Origin of the sequence: Roseburia sp. AF02-12 (assembly GCF_003461765.1) — a bacterium.
In the GTDB taxonomy this organism is placed as follows: Bacteria; Bacillota; Clostridia; order Lachnospirales; family Lachnospiraceae; genus Roseburia_C; species Roseburia_C amylophila.
On sequence record NZ_QTXS01000001.1, the window covers coordinates 940,220 to 959,256 of the forward strand.

At 41.7% G+C, this 19,037-nt stretch carries 17 protein-coding genes and 1 other annotated feature; of the genes, 5 read left to right on the forward strand and 12 right to left on the reverse strand.

What is annotated here, in order from left to right:
• Window positions 1-44 precede the first annotated feature (44 nt).
• The 11 genes from DV740_RS04670 to DV740_RS04720 all read right to left on the reverse strand — a co-directional run bounded on the left by DV740_RS04670 (window position 45) and on the right by DV740_RS04720 (window position 11,959).
• A complete protein-coding gene (locus tag DV740_RS04670; protein WP_117841187.1) occupies window positions 45-869 on the reverse strand; it encodes a hypothetical protein in 825 nt (274 codons plus the stop codon).
• A complete protein-coding gene (locus tag DV740_RS04675; RefSeq protein WP_022243344.1) occupies window positions 863-1,561 on the reverse strand; it encodes an ABC transporter ATP-binding protein in 699 nt (232 codons plus the stop codon). Before DV740_RS04675 ends, DV740_RS04670 begins: the two co-directional genes overlap by 7 nt.
• Window positions 1,558-1,929: a GntR family transcriptional regulator gene (locus tag DV740_RS04680; RefSeq protein ID WP_117841188.1), complete on the reverse strand. Its 372-nt coding sequence runs from the start codon at window positions 1,927-1,929 to the stop codon at window positions 1,558-1,560. The genes DV740_RS04675 and DV740_RS04680 overlap by 4 nt, the downstream gene beginning before the upstream one ends.
• Window positions 1,930-2,298: 369 nt before the next feature.
• Window positions 2,299-3,684 (reverse strand): NADPH-dependent glutamate synthase, encoded by a 1,386-nt coding sequence (gene gltA, locus DV740_RS04685; protein ID WP_022243346.1) that lies wholly within the window; start codon window positions 3,682-3,684, stop codon window positions 2,299-2,301.
• Complete coding sequence (locus DV740_RS04690; RefSeq protein ID WP_118087540.1) at window positions 3,684-4,571, reverse strand: sulfide/dihydroorotate dehydrogenase-like FAD/NAD-binding protein; 888 nt, start codon at window positions 4,569-4,571, stop codon at window positions 3,684-3,686. Before DV740_RS04690 ends, gltA begins: the two co-directional genes overlap by 1 nt.
• 133 nt (window positions 4,572-4,704) lie before the next feature.
• The gene (locus DV740_RS04695) at window positions 4,705-5,511 is read right to left on the reverse strand and encodes an ABC transporter ATP-binding protein (RefSeq protein WP_022243348.1); all 807 of its coding nucleotides are present in this window, start codon (window positions 5,509-5,511) and stop codon (window positions 4,705-4,707) included.
• Window positions 5,511-6,476, reverse strand: a complete 966-nt coding sequence (locus tag DV740_RS04700; RefSeq protein WP_022243349.1) for an ABC transporter permease — start codon at window positions 6,474-6,476, stop codon at window positions 5,511-5,513. Before DV740_RS04700 ends, DV740_RS04695 begins: the two co-directional genes overlap by 1 nt.
• Before the next feature lie 45 nt (window positions 6,477-6,521).
• Window positions 6,522-7,577, reverse strand: coding sequence for an ABC transporter substrate-binding protein (locus DV740_RS04705; protein ID WP_118087541.1), 1,056 nt, complete (start codon window positions 7,575-7,577; stop codon window positions 6,522-6,524).
• A 95-nt stretch (window positions 7,578-7,672) separates the two neighbouring features.
• Window positions 7,673-7,912 (reverse strand) — a binding site (T-box leader).
• A gap of 47 nt (window positions 7,913-7,959) precedes the next feature.
• Window positions 7,960-8,907, reverse strand: coding sequence for a TIGR03943 family putative permease subunit (locus DV740_RS04710; RefSeq protein WP_118087542.1), 948 nt, complete (start codon window positions 8,905-8,907; stop codon window positions 7,960-7,962).
• Window positions 8,908-8,934: 27 nt separating this feature from the next.
• On the reverse strand, window positions 8,935-10,086 hold the full coding sequence (locus DV740_RS04715; protein ID WP_118087543.1) for a CobW family GTP-binding protein: 1,152 nt from the start codon (window positions 10,084-10,086) through the stop codon (window positions 8,935-8,937).
• A 145-nt stretch (window positions 10,087-10,231) separates the two neighbouring features.
• Window positions 10,232-11,959, reverse strand: coding sequence for an ABC transporter ATP-binding protein (locus DV740_RS04720; protein WP_118087544.1), 1,728 nt, complete (start codon window positions 11,957-11,959; stop codon window positions 10,232-10,234).
• A gap of 646 nt (window positions 11,960-12,605) precedes the next feature.
• Here DV740_RS04720 and DV740_RS04730 point away from each other — a divergent pair.
• From DV740_RS04730 to DV740_RS04745, 4 genes are all read left to right on the forward strand, one after another.
• Window positions 12,606-13,283, forward strand: a complete 678-nt coding sequence (locus DV740_RS04730; protein ID WP_118087546.1) for a response regulator transcription factor — start codon at window positions 12,606-12,608, stop codon at window positions 13,281-13,283.
• Window positions 13,284-13,361: 78 nt separating this feature from the next.
• Complete coding sequence (locus DV740_RS04735) at window positions 13,362-14,366, forward strand: sensor histidine kinase (protein WP_158561515.1); 1,005 nt, start codon at window positions 13,362-13,364, stop codon at window positions 14,364-14,366.
• An 87-nt stretch (window positions 14,367-14,453) separates the two neighbouring features.
• Entirely contained in the window at window positions 14,454-15,137 is a 684-nt protein-coding gene (locus DV740_RS04740) for an ABC transporter ATP-binding protein (protein ID WP_117698304.1), read from the forward strand.
• Complete coding sequence (locus tag DV740_RS04745) at window positions 15,134-17,743, forward strand: ABC transporter permease (RefSeq protein ID WP_118087548.1); 2,610 nt, start codon at window positions 15,134-15,136, stop codon at window positions 17,741-17,743. The genes DV740_RS04740 and DV740_RS04745 overlap by 4 nt, the downstream gene beginning before the upstream one ends.
• On the opposite strand, the gene DV740_RS04750 is transcribed toward DV740_RS04745, so the two are convergent.
• Window positions 17,738-18,157: a PaaI family thioesterase gene (locus DV740_RS04750; protein WP_118087549.1), complete on the reverse strand. Its 420-nt coding sequence runs from the start codon at window positions 18,155-18,157 to the stop codon at window positions 17,738-17,740. The genes DV740_RS04745 and DV740_RS04750 overlap by 6 nt on opposite strands.
• 196 nt (window positions 18,158-18,353) lie before the next feature.
• Between DV740_RS04750 and DV740_RS04755 the strand changes: the two genes are divergently transcribed.
• Window positions 18,354-18,992: a lactate utilization protein gene (locus DV740_RS04755; protein WP_117698307.1), complete on the forward strand. Its 639-nt coding sequence runs from the start codon at window positions 18,354-18,356 to the stop codon at window positions 18,990-18,992.
• Window positions 18,993-19,037 lie beyond the last annotated feature (45 nt).

Below are 19,037 nucleotides of genomic sequence, written 5' to 3' on the forward strand. Positions count from 1 at the left end.
GCGAAAAACGCTCTGCGAAGATACGCAACAAGTAGTTTTCTCATTTACTCCAGATTTAATTTCTTATGGGTAATCACTGCTGTTATGATATAGCATACAATTGATACCCCGATGGAAAGTATCATGCTCTTTGAAAATATATTTCCATACATATTTGCAATGGTCAGGGTAAAGAAGCTGTCATCTCCCATTGCAGCCTGTTTCTCAACAAATCCATTTGCTGAATTAATGGATATCACAAAAGATATAATCTGAAGAATCGCATATAATACACCATACATTACAATAGACATTGCAACTTTGTGGCGGAACAACTGACCGATTGCCATGCTGGCATATACCATAAGCATAGCTGAAAATGCAGAAATCACACTATATAATATTGCCCAGCCAAAAAGTGCCGGAATCGAAATTCCTATCATATCTCCCAGCTGCTGCAGCAATTCTCCCAGCTTGATTCTTTCCCCTTCATTACCCAGATTCAATCCAGCTGTCACGATCAATGAAAATGCCGAAACATAAACAAGTATTGTCGTAATTGCATCCCAGAATACCGCCACCAAAAGCTTTCCGTTAATCAAGGAAAAAGTGGTTACCGGAAGGGTATGTGACAAATAACCTTCTGCACCATACATGCTGTGGTAAAACCGAACCAGCAGAAAAATAAATGCCGTAACACTCAATGCAATCAGCCCGATGATATACAAAAGAAGCATTGCCAGACCGACTAAGGCTCCCATATCTGTTTCGAAAACCTGCATATTCATCATCAGCATGCCAATTAACGTAACGCCGACTAAAACCATTGCCAGTGGAAATAATACTTTCCAGGTTGCTTTCATTTCATGTTTCATTACTTTTCCTAACATCTAAACACCTCCCGGAACAAAGCATCCACCGATTTGCCCTGATTAATTCTAATATCATCTACTGATGAAGTCAGGCTGATTGTTCCATTCTGAATAAAGACTACCTCATCTAATACATTCTCAACATCTGCAATCAGATGGGTTGAAATCAGAATTGTTGCATTCTCATCATAGTTGGTAAGAATCGTCCGCAATATATAATCTCTTGCCGCCGGGTCTACTCCTGCAATCGGCTCATCCAGAACATATAAGTCCGCACGACGGCTCATTACTAAAATAAGCTGCACCTTTTCTTTGGTTCCCTTGGACATGGATTTTAATTTATCATTGGGATTAATAGATAATTTTGCCAGCATATCATAAGCTCTTACCACATCAAAATCCTGATAAAAATCTTCAAAATAATCTAAAATATCACGTACCCGCATCCCCATGTTAAGATACGTATGATCTGGCAGATAAGAAACCACCTTCTTTGTCTCTACACCAATCTTCATTCCTTCCACCAAAATCTCGCCCTCATCCGGAGTAAGGATTCCGTTAATCAGCTTAATCAGTGTTGTCTTTCCACTTCCGTTCGGTCCTAAGAGGCCAACAATATGTCCGCTCTCTAAAGTCAGGTTCAGATGGTCAAGCGCAGTTTTCTTTCCATATCGCTTGCATACATCTTTTACTTCCAATAATGTACTCATGCCTGCTCTCCCTCCAAAATCTCCTGAATCAAAGATAAGGTTTCTGATTTCTTATAGCCAAGCTTGCTCATATTTTCCAAAAATTCCTTAATCTGTTCCTGCGCCAGATTATTCTTTAACTCCTCAATCATTTTTGCATCCTCCGTTATAAATCTCCCGCTTGTACGCTGGGAATACACAAGTCCTGTCCGCTCTAACTCTGTCAGTGCTTTCTGCATCGTATTCGGATTTACAGCAGCTACCGCCGCTAAGTCCCGGACGGAAGGCAGCTTATCTCCCGGACCATATTTACCGGATATTATTTCCATCTGAATCCGCTCCACAATCTGAATAAAAATAGGACGATCCGAATCCAATTCCCATGCCATGCAATCACCCCTTTCCGTATTTTTGTACTATATAAGTAATACAATATATTCTTACGACGGATTTGTCAAGAGGATTTTCATTACCAATCCTTAATTTATTCCTCATGTCAGAAATAGTGGCCACCAGGTGGACACCAGTAACCAATAAGGTGGTCACTTAGTAACCTGCTTAAAACAAAGAATGTGCCTTGGCACATTCTCGCGCCTGCGGCGGTCGCTTGCGACATCTACCTTATACGCCGCAGTGCGCATCCTCGCGGAGCGTTTTTTACTTTACAGGAAAGCAATTTCCTGTAAAGTAAAAAAGGGACGCAGAAAAATCCTGCGTCCCAAAAGCATATATTATTATGCTTTATTCTTTACTTCTCTTTATTTATTGCGTAAGAATTCATCAATTCCCTTTGCTGCAGTTTTTCCTGCACCCATGGCAAGGATAACGGTTGCTGCTCCGGTTACTGCATCTCCACCGGCGTATACGCCATCTTTGGAGGTTGCTCCGGTCTCTTCTTCTGCAATGATACATTTTCTGCGATTGATGTCCAGACCCTTGGTAGTGGATGAAATCAATGGGTTTGGAGAGGTACCAAGAGACATGATTACGGTATCTGCCTCGATTTCGTATTCAGAACCTGGAATCTCTACCGGGCTTCTTCTTCCGGATGCGTCCGGCTCACCTAATTCCATCTTAATGACACGACAGCCTTTTACCCAGCCGTCTTCGTCTACTAAGATTTCAGTAGGATTCTGCAGAAGGTCAAAGATAATGCCTTCTTCTTTTGCATGATGTACTTCTTCTTTTCTTGCCGGAAGCTCTTCCTCGCCACGACGGTATACGATATGTACCTCTGCGCCGAGACGTTTTGCGGTACGGGCTGCATCCATTGCAACGTTACCACCACCAACTACAACAACTTTTTTGCCAGCTTTGATTGGCGTATCATAGTCATCACGGAATGCTTTCATCAGGTTATTTCTGGTTAAGAATTCGTTTGCAGAGAATACTCCCATTGCCTGCTCGCCAGGGATTCCCATAAATCTTGGAAGTCCTGCACCGGAACCGATAAATACAGCTTCGAATCCTTCTTTTTCCATTAATTCATCAATGGTAACTGCTTTACCAATGACAACGTTGGTCTCAATCTTAACGCCTAAAGCTTTTACATTTTCTACTTCTGCTGCAACTACTTTTGACTTTGGAAGACGGAATTCCGGAATACCGTAAATTAATACTCCACCGGCTTCATGTAAAGCTTCAAAAATAGTAACATCATAGCCAAGCTTTGCCAAATCACCGGCACAGGTAAGACCTGCAGGGCCGGAACCGATAACTGCTACTTTATGTCCATTTAATTTTTCTGCTTTCTTAGGCTTGATTCCATGCTCTCTTGCCCAGTCAGCTACGAAACGCTCTAATTTACCGATTGCAACCGGCTCACCCTTGATACCACGGATACATTTTCCTTCACACTGACTCTCCTGTGGGCATACACGGCCACATACAGCAGGAAGTGCAGATGATTCACTGATAATATGATAAGCTTCTTCGAAGTTGCCTTCTTTCACCTGTGCAATAAATGCCGGAATATTAATGGAAACCGGACATCCTTTCATACACTGTGCATTTTTACAGTTTAAGCAGCGTTTTGCTTCTGCTACTGCTTCTTCTTCATTATAGCCAAGACAAACTTCTTCAAAGTTTGCTGCACGTACCTCTGGCTCCTGTTCACGTACAGGTACTCTTGTTAATCCTTCCATTATTTGTCACCTCCGCACTGACCGCATCCACCATGATGGGTATTGCCTTCCTGCAATTTTAACATTGCACGGCCTTCTTCTGTCTTATACTGAAGCTGTCTCTTCATTGCCTGGTCGAAATCTACCTGATGTCCGTCAAATTCCGGTCCATCCACGCATGCGAATTTTACTTCGCCGCCAACCATAAGACGACATGCTCCACACATTCCGGTTCCGTCTACCATAATCGGATTCATGGATACAACAGTTGGAATGCCAAGCTCCTTGGTCAGTTTACAAACGAATTTCATCATAATCATTGGTCCGATGGCAACACAATGGTCGTAACGGACACCTTTATCCCATAATTCCTGTAACTGGTTGGTTCCCATTCCATGGAAGCCATAAGTACCATCATCGGTTGTTACATAAAGATTGGTTGCAACTTTACGCATTTCTTCTACCAGAATCAAAAGGTCTTTTGTCTTAGAACCCATAATAACGTCACAGTCCACACCATGCTCATGCAGCCATTTTACCTGCGGATATACAGGTGCAGTTCCAACACCACCTGCAATAAATACGATCTTCTTTTTCTTTAACTCTTCTATATCTTCCTCAATAAGGTCGGATGGGCAGCCCAGTGGTCCAACGAAATCCTGGAATGCATCTCCTTCCTCTAAATATGCCATACGCTCTGTGGAAGCTCCAACTGTCTGGAATACAATTGTTACAGTTCCTGCTTTTTCATCATAATCACAGATAGTAAGCGGAATACGCTCACCTTCTTCATCGATTTTCACGATTACAAATTGTCCTGGCTTTGCAGATTTTGCAACACGCTCTGCTTTGACATCCATAAGATAAATCTTATCTGCCAGCTTTTCCTTTTTTATAATAGGATACATACTATACCTCCATACTTTGTTTACATCAACTCGTGGAATTCCAGACCACTAGATTTAATCATATAGGAAAAGTGTCAGAAAATCAACATTTTCCGACACTTGTTTCTTAAAAAAAATTTACCAATTTCTATTTTTACTGTGCAGACATCAATATTCTGTCATTGTCGAGACGCTTTCCTGCCTGGATGCGGAACTGCTCCAAAAGGCTGTCTACCGTCATTTTCTTCTTCTCTTCATCCTTTAAATCAAGGACAATATTTCCGGAATCCATCATCAGAATCCGGTTGCCAAGCTCTAGTGCCTGATGCATATTATGGGTTACCATAAGACAGGTAATATGATGCTCTGCAATAATTTTTTTCGTCAGTTCCAATACTTTCTCTGCGGTTGCAGGGTCAAGTGCTGCCGTATGCTCATCCAAAAGAAGAATCTTCGGGGTCACCATCGTTGCCATCAGAAGGGTAAGTGCCTGCCTCTGACCGCCGGATAACAATCCCACCGGCTGCTTCATTCTGTCTTCCAGACCCATATCAAGCTGGGATAACAGTTCTCTGAATTTTTCTTTATCGGATTTACGAATTCTGCTGAAAAATGCATTTTCTTTTCCAGATGCACGAAGATATGCCAGTGCCATATTTTCTTCAATGGTCATATGTGGTGCTGTTCCCTTTAACGGGTCCTGAAACAGATGACCAATGACTTTACTGCGCAAAAATTCTTTCTTATATGTAATATCCTCTCCATCTAGAATAATCTGTCCTTCATCTACATAGAACGCACCTGTAATCGCATTAAATGTAGTTGATTTTCCTGCTCCGTTGCTTCCTACGATTGTAGCAAAATCTCCATCTTCAAGAACCAGATTCAAATCACACAATGCTTTCTTTTCATTTACGGTTCCCGGATTAAATGTCTTAGATACATGCTTCATTTCTAACATTATCGGTCACCTCCCATTTCCTTTGTATTTGCTTCCGCCAGACGCATATTGTCTTTTAATTTCTTCTGTGCTGCGCTCTTCTGTCTGACAAACGCTACCTTCTTCTTTAAGAACGGGAATGCAATTGCAATTGCTACGATAATTGCTGAAACCAGTTTCAATGCCTCTGCCGGAACATTCAGTCTTAATGCAACGGCTACTAAGAAACGATAGAGACAGCTTCCTAATACAACGCCTAATACTCTGCGGAACATGGAGCCTTTTCCGATAATGGATTCTCCGATAATCAGGCTGGCAAGTGCGATGGTTACCATACCGGTTCCAAGGTTGATATCGCAGGATTTCTGGTACTGTGCCAGTACACCGCCGGATAATGCAGTCATTGCATTGGCTACACATAGACCTACGGTAATCGTAAAGGATGGATTAATGCTGGAGGCTTTTACCATGTCAGCATTATCACCGGTTGCCCGGATGGAAAGACCTAATCTGGTATTTAAAAATGCGGATAAAATCACGCCGATTACCAGTACGATTAATGCTGCCACAATCAGTTTATACCAGCCACCACCAATGGCATTTTTTGCCATGGTAAATATGGTATTGCAATTAAACAGGTTCACCTGGGAAGCAAATCCCATGACTGCAATATTAATAGTATAGAGTCCCGTATTTACAATGATTCCTGCCAGAATTGATTCAATTCCAAGCTTTGTCTGCAGAAATGCTGTAATAAATCCGGAACATACACCTGCCAGCATTGCTGCTGCCAGTGCCAGAATCGGATGTCCCTGTATCGTCACCATGGCACATACGGCACAGCCTAAGGTAAAGCAGCCATCAGTTGACAGATCTGCAATATTTAATATAGAAAATGAAACAAATAAAGCCAGTGCAACCAGGGCGTATATACACCCTAGTTCTAATGCACTTTGTAAAATGGATATTGTAAATATGGAGCCCATTCTTTAATCCCCCTGATTATCTTATCATACTATCGTTTTTCTCTTTTATTCGAATTCTTCTGCGGTCTGAATCTCTACTACTTTTTCACACATACCGTCAAATACGCTGTAATCAATTCCAAGCTGGCTTGCCACATCTGTATTTACAGTTGCGATTCCGTTGCTCATGGTCTGTACTGCTGTTGTTGCAGGATCTTTCCCATTTACTAAAATATCTACTACAATATCTGCTGTTGCAGTACCAAGATCAACATAGTTTACACCGAATCCACAGAAAGCTCCGTTTAATGCGAAAGAGTCAGCTCCTGCATAATGTGGAATGCCTGCTTCTACAAATTTCTCATAAATTGCAAGTTCTGCTGTCATTACGGTGTTATCGGTCGGTGTAAATACGGCATCTACACCGGCTGCAACTAATGCATCTGCTGCAAGAGAGATTTCATCATTGGTTGTTCCTGTTTTTTCTACATATTCAACGCCTTTTTTATCAAGATAATCTTTTGCGTCCTGAATTGGAACAGTGGAAGAATCCTGACTCTTATTATATAAAAGACCTACTTTTTTAATGTCTTTATTTGCTGCAAACATTAAGTCCATTACAGCTTCTGTATTTAATGCATCCGATGTTCCGGTGATATTGGAACCAGGTTTATCCATACTTTCAACAAGTCCTGCAGTAACCGGATCACTGACTGCAGAGAATACAACCGGAATCTGATTTTCTTCTGTTGCTGCCTGCATAATCATTGCGGTTGGTGTTGCGATTGGAATAATCACATCTACATCTTCTGCAACCAGGTCTGTTGCAATCTGATTTAAGGTAGAAGAATCTGCCTGACCATTGTAAGTATAATCTTTATAATCAAAAGTAACACCGAGCTCTTTTGCTTTTGCATCCAGCTCTGCTTCTACTGCTTTCTCAATCTGATTTAAAGAAGCATCATCTACATACTGTACGATACCTACTTTATAAACTTTACCATCTGCTGCAGCCTTCTCTGTTGTTGCTGCATCATTGGATGCACTGTTGCTTCCGCATCCTGCCATTGCTGCTACTGCCATTGCCATTGTTAATACTGCTGCCATCATTTTCTTCTTCATAATTACTACCTCTTCTTTCTTATATGATTTATTGTTGTTCATAAGAGAAAGCGCTTTTACTGTTTTCCAACAGTAAAAAACCGCCTCAAGCTTATGCTTGAGACGGTAATAAAATCTTATTATCGCGGTACCACTCATATTGACGAATTGTCCACTCATTCATGTACGAATCATACATGCCGGATTGGTAACGGGTTCGGTTCCCGGCGACGCCTACTGTTAATTCAGGCCACCCTCGAAAGTCCATTCAGCAAAATCTTCCATACTGCAATTCCACCACCTGCAGCTCTCTTTGATTTCCAATCAAGCTTACTACTCTTTCTCAACGGTTTCTCTTATTGAAGTTAGAATAATACTTTTCTTTCACATTGTCAACACTTTTTTATGAGAAATATACCAGTTCATCTTCCGGCTTCTCTGCCGGCTCAATGGATACCGGATAAAGGACAGGTCCTTTTCCTCTGTATTCCTTGGCAAATTCCACATGAACTTCTGCGGTAATATTTATCCATGATTTGTGACCGATTTCTTCCGACTTCGGATATTTGCATTTGAATCCTAAGAACTGGACATCCTCTACACAACAGGTCATGGCAAAACGCCCCGGCACGAACATGCCCTTCCTGCTCATCTTTTCCGGATTATATACCAACGCAAGGAATTTAATTTTCTTGCCATCGTATTTCTTCGGATTATCCTGTGCATCCATATACCAGATTGCATAATCTGCATCCGTAATATCAATGACATCTGCATTGATGTCAAATGGCAGTTCTTCATCGGCACTCTCATCAATTGTTCCATCGGCACGCTCGTATACAATCTGTGCCGGACGGTTCTGTGCTTTTACGGCACGGCGGAACTTGCCCTTTGGTGTATTGTCATCACAACGGTTAAAAATTACTACATCTGCCTTAAACAACTGCTCCATAATCATGGCACGCATATTGGCAAGATACATTTCAAATGTAGTGGCATCTACGGTTGCCAAGGACTGTACGATTACCCAGCCATCCGGCATCTTTGTTTCAAGCAAAGTAGCGATATCCCAGGTACCGTTATACTCAATAAAAATCTGCTCCGGTTTGTATGTCTCCTGAATTTTCTGCAAGGTCTCTGTTGTAAAATCTCCCTGCTCCTCAATCATTGCAACCTTCGCATTAATGGTATTTAATTTTGCTTCATCATATTCTTCATCACCGTCTTCACAGACAATAATTACCGTACGGTTGTCCCCGCCGAAATCATTTTCAAAGAGTGTTTCTTTGATTAATGTGGTCTTACCGCTGTCCATAAATCCGGTAAATAAATATACTGGAATCTCCTGCATGGTTTCCCCTTTCCTATCTGACGTGCATTATACAATGCCGAATAACTCTTCAATCTTGTGTTCATCAATCTTAGAACCAATGACACAGAGTCTTCCGGTGTAATCCGGCTCTCCGTCTCTTAATTCATACTCGCCTGGAACCATATCAAAGTAAATCCAGGAACCATTGACATCCTCTACCATTCCTTTTGCACGGAGAATCATACCATACTCTTCGCTCTCGGATAAGGTCTTTAATACCTCTTCAATCTTCTCACGGGTAAATTTATGCGGAGTCTCTTTGCCCCAGCTTGTAAATACCTCATCTGCATGATGGTGATGATGATGTTCGTGGTCATGGTCATAGCATCCGCAGGTGCAGTTCTCATCATGTTCATGATGATGCTCGTGCTCTTCATGGTCATGGTCGTGATGATGCTCGTGTTCCTCATGGTCATGATCGTGATGATGCTCATGCTCCTCATGGTCATGGTCGTGATGGTGCTCATGCTCCTCATGGTCGTGATCATGATGGTGCTCGTGCTCATGTTCTTCCTCTTCTGCTTTGTGATGTGCTTCCGCAAGAAGTTTCATTTCAAGAGAATCCTGTCCTTCCATAACTTTAAGAATCTGTTCTCCCTTAATTGCATCCCAAGGTGTTGTAATGATAGCAGCCTTGCTGTTGAGTTCCTGCATCTGTTTTACACAAAGTTCCAACTGTTCCGGTGTTGTATTCTGGGTTCTGCTTAATACAATTGTTGTTGCAAATTCAATCTGATTATTGAAGAATTCACCAAAGGCTTTCATCTGTTTGGATGCTTTCTTTGCATTTACAACTGTAACCAGTGCATTTAATTTCACATCCTGCTCTTTTTCCACATCAATAACAGATTTCATTACGTCAGAAAGTTTACCAACTCCTGACGGCTCGATTAAAATACGGTCCGGATGGAATTTAGTAATTACTTCATTTAAGTTCTTTCCAAAGTCTCCTACCAGGGAACAGCAGATACATCCTGAGTTCATCTCGGTAATCTCAATGCCGGAATCCTTTAAGAATCCGCCGTCGATACCAACTTCACCAAATTCATTTTCAATCAGTACCAACTTCTCACCAACAAAAGCCTCTTCTATCATTTTCTTGATAAATGTGGTCTTTCCAGCTCCTAAGAAGCCTGAAATAATATCAATTTTTGTCATTTTAACATCCTTCTTTCTAATAATTAAAGTGCATTTCACACTGAATTGATTTGTCTACCTATTGCAATATAGCAGAAAATTTAAAATTTCTCAACCCGGCAGCCGGAACTTCATACAAATTTTATAAATAGATTTTTCTCAAAAATCAATGGGTATGATACAATCCGGCATAAATTCCATTCCGCGCAAGCAGTTCCTCATGGGTTCCTTCTTCTTCGATTCCCTGTTCTGTCAGCACCAGAATACGCCCTGCATTTTCTATCGTAGAAAGCCTGTGGGCAATTACAAATGTTGTCCGGTTTTTTGCCAGTTTCTCAAGCGATTCCTGTACCACTTTTTCACTTTCATTATCCAGTGCCGATGTTGCTTCATCAAAAATAAGTATCGGCGGATTTTTTAAAAATACCCGGGCAATGGAGAGCCGCTGTTTCTGACCGCCGGAAAGTTTTACACCCCGCTGTCCGATATCTGTATCATAACCATCCGGCAGTGATAAAATAAATTCATGGGCATTGGCATTCTTTGCTGCCTCAATGACTTCTTGCCTTGTTGCATCCGGTTTGCCATAAGCAATATTTTCAAAAATGGTTCCGGCAAACAAATAAACATCCTGCTGGACAATGCCAATGTGGTCTCTTAAATTTTTTAATTTATAGTGGCGGATATCACAGCCATCAATTAAAATTCTGCCCTCTGACACATCATAAAATCTTGGTATCAGGCTGCAAAGGGTTGTCTTTCCGGCACCTGAAGTTCCCACCAGTGCCACATAGCTTCCAGCCGGAACTTTCAGATTTATATGCCTTAAAACGCGGCTTAAATGTTCTTCATACCGGAAGGAAACATCCTGAAATTCTACGTCTCCCCGCACATTTTCCATCGGAATGGCATCTTCCTCATCACAGATATCCGGTTCAATGGAAAGAATCTCCATAAACCGTTCAAAGCCGGAATATCCATTCTGGAACTGCTCGGTAAAATCAATCAGCGTCTTAACCGGCTCGGTAAATACATTGATATATAAAAGGAACGTAATCAAATCTGTAATACTCACACTGCCGCCCGGAATCCACAGTGCTCCGGCAATCACCACTACTACGGTAATCAACGTGGTAAATGCAGTCAGTCCCGCCTGATAACCACCCATAAAGAGATAGCTGTTCTTCTTGGCATCTAAGAAGCCCTTGTTTCCGCGGCTGAATTTTTCCTGTTCGACTTCTTCATTAGCAAAGGATTTTACTACGCGGATACCGGAAAGGTTGTCCTCTATCTGGCTATTGATATCCGCTATCTTAATACGGTTCTGCCGGAATGCCTTTTTCATACGCTTATTAAAGAAATATGCATACGCTATCATAAACGGTACCAGTGCAAATGCCGCCACTGTAAGCTTCGGACTGATTCCCATCATAATAACAAATGCACCAATTATCTTAATCAGGGAAATCACAATATTTTCCGGTCCATGATGCAGCAGTTCACTGATATCAAAAAGGTCTGTGGTAATCCGTGCCATCAGCTGCCCAACCTTCTGATTATCATAAAATGCAAAAGACAGTTTCTGATAATGTGCAAATATTTCTGCCCGCATATCATATTCTATTTTTGCACCCATTACATGACCATTATTAGAAATATAATAATTGCTGTAACACTGAATGACTACCAACGCCACCATAAACAAAGCAAGCTTTCCGATTGTCTTTACTGCATCCTGCTCCGGCAGATATACCACTGTTGATGTAATATACCGTACAATCAGCGGAATCACCAGTGCTGCCACCGCTGCTAACAATGCAAAAAACATATCGGTAAAAAATACGCCAAGATATGGTTTATAATAAGAAATCATTTTCTTTAAATTCTGCTTCATCTGTCTATCCCTCTTGCCTTTACCAGCTTATTTTTCATCACAACTGTCCATCTTATACTGTTTCTTTTGCAAATGCAAGTTTCTTTATGCTACAATGACTTTTATAAACGTGGCGGATTGACACTATATAATCCTTGTTAAAATAATTCTGTTATCCAAAGGATATTTGTTTTGGATATAAAATACCGTAGTTCTAAGCTGCATATTTTGCTTTTGCCTGTAAAAACCGTCTTTCCAATGTTTGACAGTCTATCTGTACCGTCCGTCGAAGTGCGGATGCCTAAGAAGGGCTGTTAGGGGCACTTGGAATTTCGTCCGGCAACAGGCAACGCTGGCACATGGACGTGCCAGCGAGGTGCATATGAACATGGATGTGAATTTGCACCGGTTGCCGGACAAAATATTTTGCCTGCCGAAATTCCTAGTGCCCCTTACAGGTCTTATACCGCATCCGCACCCGGCGGACAGTGCAGATATCCGGTCAAAGCAAGCGGAAAGACAGTTTATCATCAAGCAAAACATGCAGCTAAGAACAACGGGCATTTTCCATCCCATAAACAAATATCCTCCGGATAACCGAAATTATTTTATGCAAGTATTTTGTCAATCCGCGCCTTCTATAAATTAATTGTAAGGAGAAGAAAACATGACACATGTACTTCTTGTAGATGATGATACAAGTATCGTTTCCAATTTACGCACTTTCCTGAATCAGGAGGGTTTTCAGGTTACTTCTGCAAATAACCAAAAGGAAACCATCGATTTATTAGATTCCGGGCAGTATCACTTTGACTTAGCGCTGCTTGATGTCTCCCTGCCGGATGGAAGCGGCTTTTCTTTGTGTAGTGCCATCAAGGCAAACTCTGATATTCCTGTCATTTTTCTGACAGCATCGGATGATGAATATAGTGTGGTTGCCGGGCTTGACCTTGGTGCCGATGATTATATTCCCAAGCCCTTCCGACCGAGAGAACTGATTTCCAGAATGAACAGTGTTCTCCGCCGCTATCACCGCGGCAGCCAGCCGTTGGAATATCATGAACTGAAAGCTGATACCGTACGTGGACTGGTCTATAAGAATAATGTGGAACTGACGCTTTCTGCTTTAGAATACCGGCTGCTCCTACTCTTTCTTTCCAACCAGGGCATTGTCCTTACACGAAGCCGGCTCTTAGATGAACTTTGGGATATGGCAGGGGAATTTGTAAATGATAATACCCTTACCGTCTACATCAAAAGGCTCCGGGAAAAAATCGAAGCCGACCCGGCACACCCGGAATATATCAAAACCATCCGCGGACTGGGCTATAAGCTTGGTGACTAATTGAACTGCAGAAAATGACTGTTATAAATATGAGTACCATAATAACCGATGAAAATGTATTTTCCCAAAGGAGTCTATATGAAATTTTTACGCAATCCCGAAATCAAAAAATGCCTGTTTCTGCAACTGCTTGTATGCTTTATCTTTGCAGGCATCGGATTTTATTTTGATACCATCTGTGGTGTAATCATCCTTTTTTCATCACTTATTTTCATTCTTATTTTTATTATTTTCACCAGAAAACGTTACCGGAAGGTGGAATCCTTAAGTCAGCAGTTAGATGCGATGCTGCACAGTAACAGCAGTGGTGATTTCAGCGACTATATGGAAGGAGAACTTGCAATTTTACAAAATGAGCTTGCCAAGCTGACCAGACGCCTTGCGGAACAGAATCAGGCTCTTGAAAACGATAAAAAATATCTTGCGGATGCCATGGCTGATATTTCCCATCAGCTCCGCTCTCCCCTTACTTCCATCCGCCTTTTGCTGACTCTCTTAAAAGAGCCGGCTCTTTCCGATGAGAAGCGAAGGGAATCCCTGCGGGAATTATCCATGCTAATTGACCGGATGGACTGGCTCATTGAAACTTTGCTGAAATTATCTTCCATGGACGCAGGAACCATTACTTTTCACCAGACCAAAACCTCTGTCAAAGAACTGCTCTCCGCTGCGGCTGCACCTTTGCTCATTCCACTAGAGCTTCGCGACATCCAGTATCATGAAACCATAGAGCCGAAGGATTTTTCTTTTTCTACGGATTTACGATGGACGGCGGAAGCCCTTGGAAATATCTTAAAGAACTGCATGGAGCACACGCCTTCCGGTGGCAGGATTGATGTTACGGTTACCGACAATCCAATCTATGTTTCTATCGTGATTGAAGATAATGGAAGTGGTTTTCTGCCAGAAGATATTCCGCATCTTTTTGAACGCTTTTACAAAGGAAAAAATGCCACCGGCCAGAGCATTGGCATCGGTCTTTCCCTCTCCCGTATGATTGTTTCCAAAGAAAACGGAACCTTAAAAGCAGAAAACCGTAAAGAAGGCGGTGCACGTTTTATCCTGAAATTCTATAAAAAGTGACAGAACTGTCACTGAAAAGTCATGCTCCTGTCATCCGGGATGCTTATACTTCTCATTAGAATCGCATCAAATGGAAAGGAGTTACTTATGGAAATCTTACGAGCTGAAAATCTTACCAAAATCTATGGAACAGGAGAAAATCAGGTGGTTGCCCTAGACCACGTTTCTTTTTCTGTCAACAAAGGCGAATTTCTCGCTATCATCGGGCCATCCGGTTCCGGCAAATCCACACTGCTTCACATTTTAGGCGGTGTCGATACACCAACCTCCGGCAAAGTCTATATGGAGGGCACCGATGTCTACGCGCAAAAGGAGGAACAGCTTGCCATCTTCCGCAGACGGCAGGTCGGGCTGATTTATCAGTTCTATAATCTGATTCCGGTACTGAATGTCATTGAAAATATGACACTTCCTGTCCGCATGGATGGACGCCCGGTCAACAAAGAGCATTTAAATGAGCTGCTGGAAATTCTCTCTTTAAAAGGGCGGGAAAATCATCTTCCAAACCAGCTTTCCGGTGGTCAGCAGCAGCGTGTCTCCATCGGCCGTGCTTTAATGAACGCTCCTGCTGTGGTTTTAGCCGATGAGCCTACCGGAAACTTAGATTCCAAAAACAGCCAGGAAATTGTGGAACTCTTAAAATATTCCAACCAGAAATTTAACCAGACCTTAATTGTCATTACCCATGATGAAAACATTGCCCTTCAGGCAGACCGCATCATTGCCATTGAAGACGGCAAAATTACACGGGATGAGGTGATTCGTGCATGAATATCTTCCACAAAATCACACTCACCAACTTAAAGAAGAATAAAACCCGTACCATCGTCACGATTATCGGAATTATTCTTTCTACTGCCATGTTTACCGCAGTTACCAGCAGCATCAGCTCTCTTCATGCATTTATGAAGGAATATACCATTGATACCGAAGGAAGCTGGCAGGGTGCCGCTTTTCGTGTCACCCAATCAGAGTCAAAAGATTTTCTCTCCCATGATGAAATCGACTCTTCTGTTTCTTTAAAATATATTGGATATGCCAATCTTACCGATTCTGCTAACCAATACAAACCATACCTTTATATCTGTGGTGTAACGGATGATGTTACTACTCTTCTTCCGGTACACATCACGAAAGGACGGATGCCGGAAAACGATTCTGAGCTTCTGCTTCCTGAGCACCTTACCTATGACGGTGGCATTGCTTATAGCTTAAACGATGAAATTACCCTGGATGTTGGGGAACGTGTGGATGAAGATGGTTCTATTTTAGATAATAACACTTCACTGCTTGGTAATAAGTCAGAAAAATCCAAAGACGGAAAAGTGATTCCATTAGAATCCATTACAAATACGGAGTCAAAAACCTATCAGGTAGTAGGTTTTTACAGCAGACCTTCCTTTGAAAGCTTTCAGGCTCCGGGTTATACAGCACTGACTCTCTCTTCTGCCCGGACATCCTATCAGGATATTTACTTCTGTCTTCATAACAGCAAGGATGTATCCAGTTTTTTAGAGCAGAATGCACCATATTCTTATACCATGAACTATGATTTACTGCGGCTTGACGGAGCATCCATGGAGGATTCCTTAAACCGCACCGTCACCAGTCTTGCGGTTATTTTGATTGCAATTATCGTACTTGGGTCTATCTCACTGATTTATAATGCATTTTCCATTTCTATCAGCGAACGAACCAGACAATTTGGACTGCTTTCATCCCTTGGTGCAACCAGACACCAGATGATTCACAGCATCCTGTTTGAAGCGGCTTTCCTGTGTCTTATCGGTATTCCGCTTGGAATCTTCTTCGGTTTAGTTGGAATTGGCATTACCTTCTATTTCACCGGTGATACTCTTGCCATGCTGTACCGAAGTGACACCACACTGCACCTGACCCTGCAGCCATCCGTTGCCGGAATTGTGATTGCCGTCACCCTCGCTTTTATTACGGTATTGATTTCTGCTTACCTGCCAGCACGGAAATCCATGAAGTTATCTGCCTTAGAAGCCATCCGGCAGACCAGTGATATTAACATCCGTTCCAAAAAAGTGCATACATTTCCACTTACGGAAAAATTATTTGGCTTTGAAGGAATGCTTGCTGCCAAAAACTATAAACGAAGCCGCAGCAAATACCGTGCTACTGTTATCTCACTTTTCTTAAGTATTGTACTGTTTATTTCTGCCAGCAGCTTTTGTGCTTATCTGACACGTTCCGCCGGCAGCATTTATAACGGAAACGGCTATGAACTTTCCTGCACAATATATTCCGAAAATAACTATGACCCGGATACGCTTTTAACAAAAATCCGCGCTTTAGATGGTGTAGATAAGGCTTCTTACGGTGCCAGCTTCGCTGCCTGCTTTACTGTAGCCAAAGAAGACTGTTCGAAAGAATTTGAAAGTTTCTATTCTGATTATGAACAGGCTTATTACAGCAATACACTCCTGGCAGATGACTCCTGTGAGCTTACCACTTTGATTTATTTCGTGGAGGATCATTTATTTGAAGATTATTTAAAAGAAATCGGGGAAAATCCTTCCGATTATCAGAATTCTGATCATCCAACGGGTGTATTGATTGACCGGCTTCATGTATTCAATGACAAATACTATGACATTAATATTTTCGCCAATCCTTCTTCGCAGGATATTGTATTATCCGCTTTAGACGAAGATGTGAAAAATACCTGCACCGTCACCGCTGGTGCTTTCAGTGATACCATTCCTTTCGGTGTCAGTGCTCCTTCCGATAATGCGAAATTTATTTTTCCATATTCCTGTAAGGATGCTCTCTGGCAGGCACTCAGCCAGAACCCGGATAGTTCACTGGAAAATTCATACTATATAAAAACAGATAATCACAAACAGGTACAGACCGACTTAAATACACTCTTTGACAACGAAAATATTTCTGCTGATATCTATGATTATATGGATTCCATTGAAAATGAGCGTGCCATGATTACCGTTATCAATATTTTTTCCTATGGATTTATTACATTAATTTCCCTGATAGCGGCAGCCAATGTATTTAACACGATTTCTACCAATATTATTTTACGAAAACGTGAATTTGCCATGTTAAAGTCCATCGGTCTTTCTCCGAAGGGCTTCCGAAAAATGATGCAGTTTGAATGTCTGCTCTATGGCTGCAAGGGACTCCTTTACGGACTTCCGGCTTCTATTGGAATCACCTGGCTTATTTATCGGGCAGTCAGTGATGGAATCGACTTTGGATTCTTTATTCCATGGTATAGCTTTGTCATTGCCATTGGCAGTGTGTTTGTCGTCGTTGCTGCAACCATGATTTATTCCATGCGTAAGCTTTCTTCTGAAAATATCATGGATGCATTAAAAAATGAAAATTTATAAAATCTCTTTTTCTTTCAGATTATAAAAGGTAAAATCACCGGTATTTAAAAGCATTCCATTGGCATCTGTAATTTCAAATGCTACTACTGTGAGGTTCCTTCCGGGTTTTACCACTTTGGCGGTGCATGTAACATATTCTGTTGCACGCGCCGCTTTTAAATAGCGGATCTGTCCGTCCACAGTAGTCACATAATATCCATAGGTTCCTGCCGCAATTCCGCATATGGTATCCACTGCCGAATACAGTACTCCGCCGTGCAAATCTCCATAGATATTTGTAAACTCTTTTTTGAATGGCAGTTCTGCCTTTACCCTTCCAAGTTCTGCCTCTATTATCTTCATCTGCAGCAGACTTCCAAAGGGATTCTGCTCTAATAATTTCTGGCATTCTTCTATTGTAATTTTATTTTGCATTTGGTTCCTCTTTTCTTACATGTATCTTTTATCCTTTATTTGTACCCATTTTGTGCTCATTTATGTTTTTTGTCAATGAAACAATCTATCTGACTTTTCGGATTGCCAAATCCCCATCCTATGATGTAATATATTTTGTATGGTGTATATTAAGAATTTTTCTCACCATACACTTACGCATCAAGGAGGTATCTTTATGGATCCAAAGAAACAATTTTATGAAACACTCGCTACGTCCATGATTGAAAAATTCAAGAAAAGACAGATTGACGCATATTACTGTGCCACCAAAGAAGAAGCCGTTGCACTTGCCACTTCCATGCTGCCGACACAGGCAACCGTTGGTTTTGGCGGTTCCATGACTTTAACCGAAAGTGGTATGATGGCTGCTCTGCAAAATAAGACTGACATCACTCTTTATGACAGAAGCAAAGCTGCCACACCGGAAGAAACAACTGCAATTTATCATCAGTGTCTGAATGCAGATTATTATTTTATGAGTTCCAATGCAATCACTTCTGACGGACAGCTTGTCAATATTGACGGAAATGGCAACCGGGTTGCAGCACTCATCTATGGCCCGAAGGAAGTCATCGTTATGGCCGGTATGAATAAGGTTGTAAAAACAGTTGACGACGCTCTTGACCGGGTACATAATACTGCTACTCCTGCCAACTGCATCCGCCTTAGCAAGAAAACGCCATGTGCACTCACCGGAACATGTGCCGACTGCCTCTCACCGGAGTGTATCTGTAATCAGGTTGTTATCACCAGAAGAAGTGGTATTCCGGGAAGAATCAAAGTAATTCTCATCGGAGAGGAATTAGGATATTAATACGATTTCATAAAAAAATCCGCATACCAGATATACTCTGATATG

Bases quoted from the DNA above. Each gene is read 5' to 3' on its own strand.
- DV740_RS04745 (WP_118087548.1), top strand. From the start codon at position 15,134: ATGAATATCTTCCACAAAATCACACTCACCAACTTAAAGAAGAATAAA.
- DV740_RS04755 (WP_117698307.1), top strand. From the start codon at position 18,354: ATGGATCCAAAGAAACAATTTTATGAAACACTCGCTACGTCCATGATT.
- gltA (WP_022243346.1), bottom strand. From the start codon at position 3,684: ATGGAAGGATTAACAAGAGTACCTGTACGTGAACAGGAGCCAGAGGTA.
- DV740_RS04730 (WP_118087546.1), top strand. From the start codon at position 12,606: ATGACACATGTACTTCTTGTAGATGATGATACAAGTATCGTTTCCAAT.
- DV740_RS04715 (WP_118087543.1), bottom strand. From the start codon at position 10,086: ATGACAAAAATTGATATTATTTCAGGCTTCTTAGGAGCTGGAAAGACC.
- DV740_RS04750 (WP_118087549.1), bottom strand. From the start codon at position 18,157: ATGCAAAATAAAATTACAATAGAAGAATGCCAGAAATTATTAGAGCAG.
- DV740_RS04695 (WP_022243348.1), bottom strand. From the start codon at position 5,511: ATGTTAGAAATGAAGCATGTATCTAAGACATTTAATCCGGGAACCGTA.
- DV740_RS04720 (WP_118087544.1), bottom strand. From the start codon at position 11,959: ATGAAGCAGAATTTAAAGAAAATGATTTCTTATTATAAACCATATCTT.
- DV740_RS04710 (WP_118087542.1), bottom strand. From the start codon at position 8,907: ATGCAGGAGATTCCAGTATATTTATTTACCGGATTTATGGACAGCGGT.
- DV740_RS04735 (WP_158561515.1), top strand. From the start codon at position 13,362: ATGAAATTTTTACGCAATCCCGAAATCAAAAAATGCCTGTTTCTGCAA.
- DV740_RS04670 (WP_117841187.1), bottom strand. From the start codon at position 869: ATGTTAGGAAAAGTAATGAAACATGAAATGAAAGCAACCTGGAAAGTA.
- DV740_RS04690 (WP_118087540.1), bottom strand. From the start codon at position 4,571: ATGTATCCTATTATAAAAAAGGAAAAGCTGGCAGATAAGATTTATCTT.
- DV740_RS04700 (WP_022243349.1), bottom strand. From the start codon at position 6,476: ATGGGCTCCATATTTACAATATCCATTTTACAAAGTGCATTAGAACTA.
- DV740_RS04680 (WP_117841188.1), bottom strand. From the start codon at position 1,929: ATGGCATGGGAATTGGATTCGGATCGTCCTATTTTTATTCAGATTGTG.
- DV740_RS04675 (WP_022243344.1), bottom strand. From the start codon at position 1,561: ATGAGTACATTATTGGAAGTAAAAGATGTATGCAAGCGATATGGAAAG.
- DV740_RS04705 (WP_118087541.1), bottom strand. From the start codon at position 7,577: ATGAAGAAGAAAATGATGGCAGCAGTATTAACAATGGCAATGGCAGTA.
- DV740_RS04740 (WP_117698304.1), top strand. From the start codon at position 14,454: ATGGAAATCTTACGAGCTGAAAATCTTACCAAAATCTATGGAACAGGA.